The organism is Bacillus sp. EAC, assembly GCF_002156875.1.
Classification (GTDB): Bacteria; Bacillota; Bacilli; order Bacillales; family Bacillaceae_G; genus Gottfriedia.
This window is the reverse complement of sequence record NZ_NCSY01000014.1, coordinates 205,776-212,176: the sequence shown is the minus strand read 5'-3', so window position 1 is coordinate 212,176 and position 6,401 is coordinate 205,776. Positions and strand designations below refer to the sequence as shown.

The following is a 6,401-nucleotide window of genomic DNA, read 5'->3' as shown; positions in this document are numbered from 1 at the left end:
AATCCTATTTCATTCATCAATCGAAGTACTACTTTATGATTAATTTGAAATCCTCTTTTACGTAATTCTAAAGTAATGCGACGGTAACCATAACGTCGCTTATGTGAATGATATACCTCTTTAATCATTACTTTTGTTTTACTATATTTGTCTGGTTGTTTCATATTTTTAACCCAGTAGTAGTAAGTCGCACGAGGAATATCAGTTACTTCGAGTAAAACTGATAAACTAAAATTAGACCTTAATTCATTTATGATTTGTGCTTTGATTTGGCTTGTGATTTTTCTTTTTCTTGAATTAAGGCGTGTAACTTTTTTAGATAAGCATTCTCCGCACGTAAACGCTCATTCTCTGCTTGTAATGCTTCTTTAGATCCTGGTAAATGTGTTTTTTTATTTTCCTTTTTCATTGGTGGACGCAAATGCACCTCCAAGGTGTTAGTTGTGTCTAACAATTGGGGTGCAGTTCAAGTTGATAATGATTACGAAAGTGAATTAATAAAAATTGATAAACGCCTTCAACAATTAATCACTAAACAAAGTATGCTATTAGATATGTATAACGATGGAGATTTTACTAAAGACGAATGGCGAGCCCAAAATGAATTAATTCGAAATGAGAATCAATCATTGAGCAATCGAAAAATTGAATTACTAGTTCTAATAAACAAAGAGAATATCAAAGATACTAACTGCCTTAACTTTGAAAAAGAAATTATTAGCTATATCAGATTAAATACTAAAAACGAAGAAATATTAAAACCTATACTTCATAAACAGATAAAAAAATAGAAGTATTTGAAGGTGGAACCATAAAAGTTCACTTTAATTTTATAAATCCTAATATAAAAAAAGGGGTACAGGACTAGTCCTACCCCTTTAAATTTAACGACGCTATACACTCAACATGAGTTGGGTGCGTCAACAAAAATATTTAGCTTACTATACATATTCTAGAATCACTCCTTTCTAGGCAAATGCATATATTGCTAATCAATATATGTAGGATAAAAAGGGGTGAAATTTAATGCATGTCGATTTAACAGCTATACACTGGCTTTATGTAACATTTATAGGAATTATCATTTTGTTCTTAATCCTAAGACGCGACACAAGCTTAGTTTGTCTTGCTGGGATATTTCTTTTGGGGCTTGTTGCGACTGAATCACTAACTAGTTCAGTCAGTATTCTATTTTCAAGTTTTATATACGCAATAACCGAATTACTTTCTACAATTCTAGTTATCTCAATCATTGTTTCAATGAGTAAGGCATTAACAGAAAGTGGAGTCCATCAAGCACTCATTAGTCCTTTTACAAAGGTGATGAAAAACGCCACACTTGCTTACTGGACGATTGGGATTGTAATGATGGTTGTTTCGTGGTTTTTCTGGCCATCTCCTGCTGTGGCATTGATTGGTGCAGTACTACTACCAGTGGCTCTTAGAGTAGGTTTACCTGCATTAGGTGTTGCAATGGCAATGAATTTATTTGGGCATGGAATCGCACTTTCAAGTGATTATGTTATCCAAGGGGCTCCAAAATTAACAGCTGATGCGGCTGGAATCCCTGTTTCGGATGTCATTCATGCAAGTATACCTCTTGTTATTGTAATGGGTGTCGTTACTACTGTTGTAGCTTTTTACTTCTTAAAACGAGACATGAAAAAAGGGATCTTAACAGTAGAAACGGTTGAAAGCGATATCAAAACTGAAGATTATTTACTCTCCTCTACTCAACAAAACTGGATGGCCGCTCTTGTTTTCATTTTATTTGCAGTAGATATTTGGGCAATGCTTCACTTCAATTTACAAGGTGGAGATGCAACTGCCTTAATCGGTGGAACTTCACTTATTATCCTCTCAATCCTATCCTTAATGGGTCATAAGTCAAAAGGTTTAGAAGAAGTAACAAATTATTTAATTCATGGATTCAAATTTGGGTTCCGTGTTTTCGGTCCAGTGATTCCAATCGCAGCTTTTTTTTATCTTGGAGATAGTGGATTTACAACAATTATAGGGGATTTCCTACCAAAGGGTTCACATGGAATTGTAAATGATTTAGGATTCGCACTCGCGCACGCTGTACCGGTAAATCCTGGAGTAGCAGGGGTAACACTTACTACTGTTGGAGCAATTACAGGATTGGATGGATCTGGATTCTCGGGAATTTCTCTTGCAGGATCAGTTGCATCACTATTTGCTACGGCGATTGGTCATGGGGTTGCAACCCTAACTGCAATGGGACAGATCGCTGCTATTTGGGTGGGTGGTGGAACGTTAATTCCATGGGCATTGATTCCTGCTGCTGCTATTTGTAATGTTAGTCCTTTTGAATTGGCTAGAAGGAATTTGTTGCCGGTGTTGATTGGATTGGTTGTTACTACTGTTGTAGCTATATTCTTAATTTAATCAAAATTAAGTAAGCCAAGGAAAATCCTTGGCTTTTTTAAATATAATATAATATAATATAATATTAAAATTTAATTTATTCACTACCGAGGTTTGACCACCTTGAAGTTTATATGGCAAATTCTTAAACCAAGTTCCTGTATACTTCACCTCTAATTTATGTCACTAAATTTCAAATAATTACCATGTAGTCTCGATATGGAAAATAACTATTTTCTATTTGCTTAATCCGTCTAAAATTCTTACATAAATAGTTCCTACATTAGGGGAAAATCCTTTACATCATACACCCCATTTCAGTTGTAGGTGCATTTTTCTCAGGAAGATCAGCAGCAACAACTTCTGTTGTTAAGATTGAATACTAACCTATTGAGAATTATCACGTATATTCATTGTCTAAAGTAATAGACTACTTCACTATGTTATGTTTACATTTTAAGTATAAAGTAGTGATGATGACCTGTAAAGTTGTTATAAAATCTAAAACTCTAAATGTATCCTATATAACAAGAAGTTAATCAATTTTAATTGTAAATTTATTTTTGAATAAACTTACATATCTTTTTCCGAATAAAAATTATTATATCTTTCAATAATTGAATCTGTTAATGGTTTTTGAGGGGTATTAAAATTAAAATTTAATTTATTAACTTCACTTTCTTTAAATTTTTCTGGTATTGGAAATTTATCTAAAAATTCCTTCCTTAAATCATCAAAAATTGAAAAATTTACATTTTGTAAAAATGAACTCTCAGTAACAAAGAAATAATCTAGTATATATTTTTGTTTTATTTCATCCATTTCCATCCATATTTTAGGTTGAAGAAACCAATGGTCAGTACCATGCATCATAAAACTTTCAATAAAGTTTAATATTAAAAAAGGATGTTGAATTATATAATCAAAATATTTCTCTAAAATATCTTTGTCAACAATATCTCCTGCAAATATAAGTACTGTACATGTCTCAAATGGAATTACATTTAATATTGATTTAATTTCTCGACGATTTTTTTCATTATCTATAATATTTGCATATCCTAATCCACTCAATGCAATAGGAATTTTCATGTCTATATTTATCACATTCATAAAGACTTTTTCATCATTCTGTTCGTTTTTTATTGATTCCAAAAACTTATCATGAATTTTGGATAAAAATTCTAATTTCTCTGTTAATTTCACTTGGGATATCTTCGAAGATTTTATGCGAAAATCATCATACTCAACTTTCACTTTCTCAATCTTTTTACTAATTTTCTTTTCCAATTCCAGTTTATATTGTCTATTTCTTTCATTTTTATATTTATAAATTAGCTTCTTCACCATTTCTAACTCAAGGTTGTTAATCACAATTTCCCTGCAAATACTTCTATATGCTTGTAATTTAGCTTGTTCAATAGAATCAATATCTTTTTGTTGTTCAAATTCAGAAAATAACATTTCATGCGTTTTACAAAAACCCGGAAATGTAGAAGCATCGCCTATCCCTATTCTATCCATTATCATGTTTAATTTATCTGCATTTCTATCTACGTGTGGATATAATAAGTGCGAATCATCAGAAATTATTTTCAATGAACCTGATTTGGGTATAGTATGAGATTTTTTTATACTTTTATTTTTACAATTCGGAGATATACAATCTTTTTTACTCTTTACAGATTTGTAAAACTCATTTATTGAACTAAACTCCAATCTTTTCATAGTATTCAAATCAATAAGGCTATTATTAAATACTTTTTCTTCTATTTCAGTAAAAATATCCATTATTAAACACCTACTTATCCTTATCTAGATTCCTAACATTATATATGTTGCTTCTTTAGTAACATAATCATTTTTAAAAACGCTTTAGAAAATACTAACAATGTTATTACTAAAACCAATCTACTATTTATTTGATAAACTCTTATTTCCGACCTCTTGTGGACAGACTTATAACTTTTTTTCACACTTCTTTTTTCTTAGTTGATTGATTCTTGTTTATTAATGTCATTATATTTATCGTATATATTAAAACAAATTTAAATATCATAAAAAAAAGAATCTAATCTAACAAAAAAAGACACTCACTATATAATGTGAGTGCAACAAGTTACTATAAGATTAAATTAGTGTATTATTAATGTCGTTGACTGAATTGTACCCAAAGTTTCACATTCAAACAAAAAACACCTATAATTCCCTAAGACCAATAAAAAACCTCTCTTCATAAAGGAGAAAGGTTGAATTATGTTATGCTATGCTTTGAATCTCATGGTAACTTGTTAGCCATTTCATTCGCTTCTTACCATTTGTAAATTCTGCTAAATAAAAATGTTGCTTTGAAAATAACTTGTTAGGATGTTATTTAAGGTGCGTAGTTATTATTTATATAAGTACATACAATTCACCCATTCATCTTTATTTTGCTTATGCCTACCATACCCCTTCAAATTATAATAATATGTACCATTTTTATTTTCGACTTTGTAAATTTGATGAAATTCTCCTGTCCACATTACAAAGTAATCATTATCTGTAACTTCTTCGGGTAACTTCCTCATAATAATTTGGTCTAAACCCGCATTAATCTGAACTCGTTCTCCACAGTTCTTACAACGCCAATTCTCTATTTCATTTTCAGACAAATCTTTCTTACAATCGCTACAATAATATTCTTCTCCTTCAAAAATGTGGATACTTTCAATACTTGTCAATCTAACTCCCCCTTTTCTAGAAATACAAACTGGAAATAAAACTAGAACCTAAATAATTTTCTTAAAAGTAAAGTTACATAACTAGCTGATACTATAAATCCCAAAAGTTGTTGAATAACAATTACTAATCTTGATAGTGCATTTAAAGGAGAAATATCTCCGTAAACGCTAGTTAACATTGTGGTACTGTTAAAATATATCGTTCCTATAAATTTTTCTAAAAATTTTTCTGTACTATTAAGACCTTTAAACTGTAACACGCTACCTTCATATGGAAAATTAATAAATAGGAAAATTACTTGAAGTGAAATATAGAAAAAAATTAATCTATATGGTTTTTCTCCATACCCTGTACAATAATCAAGTATATTTGAACCAATCCTCCGTATTTTCCCTTTAGAACGACCTTTCTTCTCTCTATGATATATATAAATCAAGTCACTCATACGCTTAAAGTCATTACTATTCCTACTAGATGAAATCGCTCCTAGTAATACACGATTATAAAACTGATAATAATTATAGTCTGTAATTCTCGGTAAGTTTCTATAATAATAATCAACAGAATTAAAGTATCGCAAGAAAACACTAGGCAGTTCTGTTTTTAGCTTTTCAAAGTCAGTTTCATATGCTTCGTATAACTCCTGTAAAAATTTTACTTCCCTTTCTGCAACTCCTAATTTTAAATCTCGGTAATAGACATTTATTTTAAAATTAAACCAATTTATTATTTTGTTAAGTACTGTCTTTAATTCTTTTGAATATAATTCTTCTTTAAAACTATTATAAACTAGTGTTGTTAGTCTATTGTCTAAATCACTTTTTAATTCTTGCTTAAAACCTGCTTCAGAGGTAAGGGCTGCTAAGGTTCCTAAGTATAATTCAAATGTAGATATATCATTGATTTTATCAAATATAAGAAATAATTCTTTCCACAATTCCATAATATCATTTGATACTTCTTTTAAATCTTCTACACAATTCCAATAATAATCAACTTTAAATTCAAAATTTTGAACCTCTTGGTCGAAATCATCAATTGTCCATGAATATGCCAAACTAGCCAGCCTGCTTTTCCCTTTAGTTTCATATTCTATAAATTCTTCTAATGTCTTATTTCTATATTCATCCGATAAAGGTAATCGTGTTTTAGATTCAAATCCAACATTTACTTTAAACTTATTTTGACTTTTCTTTGTAAAAATCAAGTTTTTTCCCTCCGCTTATTGAAAGTTAAGTCTTACAGTTTAATTATTTTTACTTTTACAAGCAGCCCTTACTTTACTGACA

General features: G+C 30.1%; 7 protein-coding genes. 2 read left to right on the top strand and 5 right to left on the bottom strand.

The genetic code is table 11. The features are described from left to right. Positions 1-128: IS3 family transposase (locus tag B7R65_RS22035; RefSeq protein ID WP_373419601.1), on the bottom strand; the 128-nt coding region annotated here is incomplete at its 3' end. A gap of 122 nt (positions 129-250) precedes the next feature. Next, positions 251-409, bottom strand: coding sequence for a transposase (locus B7R65_RS19595; RefSeq protein ID WP_142288286.1), 159 nt, complete (start codon positions 407-409; stop codon positions 251-253). Positions 410-443: 34 nt separating this feature from the next. Here B7R65_RS19595 and B7R65_RS19590 point away from each other — a divergent pair, with 34 nt between their 5' ends. Beyond that, the gene (locus B7R65_RS19590) at positions 444-791 is read left to right on the top strand and encodes a hypothetical protein (RefSeq protein ID WP_088044515.1); all 348 of its coding nucleotides are present in this window, start codon (positions 444-446) and stop codon (positions 789-791) included. 235 nt (positions 792-1,026) lie between these two features. Beyond that, a complete protein-coding gene (locus B7R65_RS19585) occupies positions 1,027-2,409 on the top strand; it encodes a hypothetical protein (RefSeq protein ID WP_088044514.1) in 1,383 nt (460 codons plus the stop codon). Between the two features lie 552 nt (positions 2,410-2,961). Here the strand turns inward: B7R65_RS19585 and B7R65_RS19580 are convergent. From B7R65_RS19580 to B7R65_RS19570, 3 genes are all read right to left on the bottom strand, one after another. Then, positions 2,962-4,179 (bottom strand): hypothetical protein, encoded by a 1,218-nt coding sequence (locus B7R65_RS19580; protein WP_088044513.1) that lies wholly within the window; start codon positions 4,177-4,179, stop codon positions 2,962-2,964. A gap of 599 nt (positions 4,180-4,778) precedes the next feature. Beyond that, the gene (locus B7R65_RS19575; RefSeq protein ID WP_088044512.1) at positions 4,779-5,111 is read right to left on the bottom strand and encodes a hypothetical protein; all 333 of its coding nucleotides are present in this window, start codon (positions 5,109-5,111) and stop codon (positions 4,779-4,781) included. A gap of 41 nt (positions 5,112-5,152) precedes the next feature. After that, the gene (locus B7R65_RS19570; protein WP_088044511.1) at positions 5,153-6,319 is read right to left on the bottom strand and encodes a potassium channel family protein; all 1,167 of its coding nucleotides are present in this window, start codon (positions 6,317-6,319) and stop codon (positions 5,153-5,155) included. Between the last annotated feature and the right edge of the window lie 82 nt (positions 6,320-6,401).

What these genes read in the sequence shown, in the direction of transcription:
- B7R65_RS19595 (WP_142288286.1), bottom strand. Translation starts at nt 409, where the DNA reads ATGAAAAAGGAAAATAAAAAAACACATTTACCAGGATCTAAAGAAGCA.
- B7R65_RS19585 (WP_088044514.1), top strand. Translation starts at nt 1,027, where the DNA reads ATGCATGTCGATTTAACAGCTATACACTGGCTTTATGTAACATTTATA.
- B7R65_RS19580 (WP_088044513.1), bottom strand. Translation starts at nt 4,179, where the DNA reads ATGGATATTTTTACTGAAATAGAAGAAAAAGTATTTAATAATAGCCTT.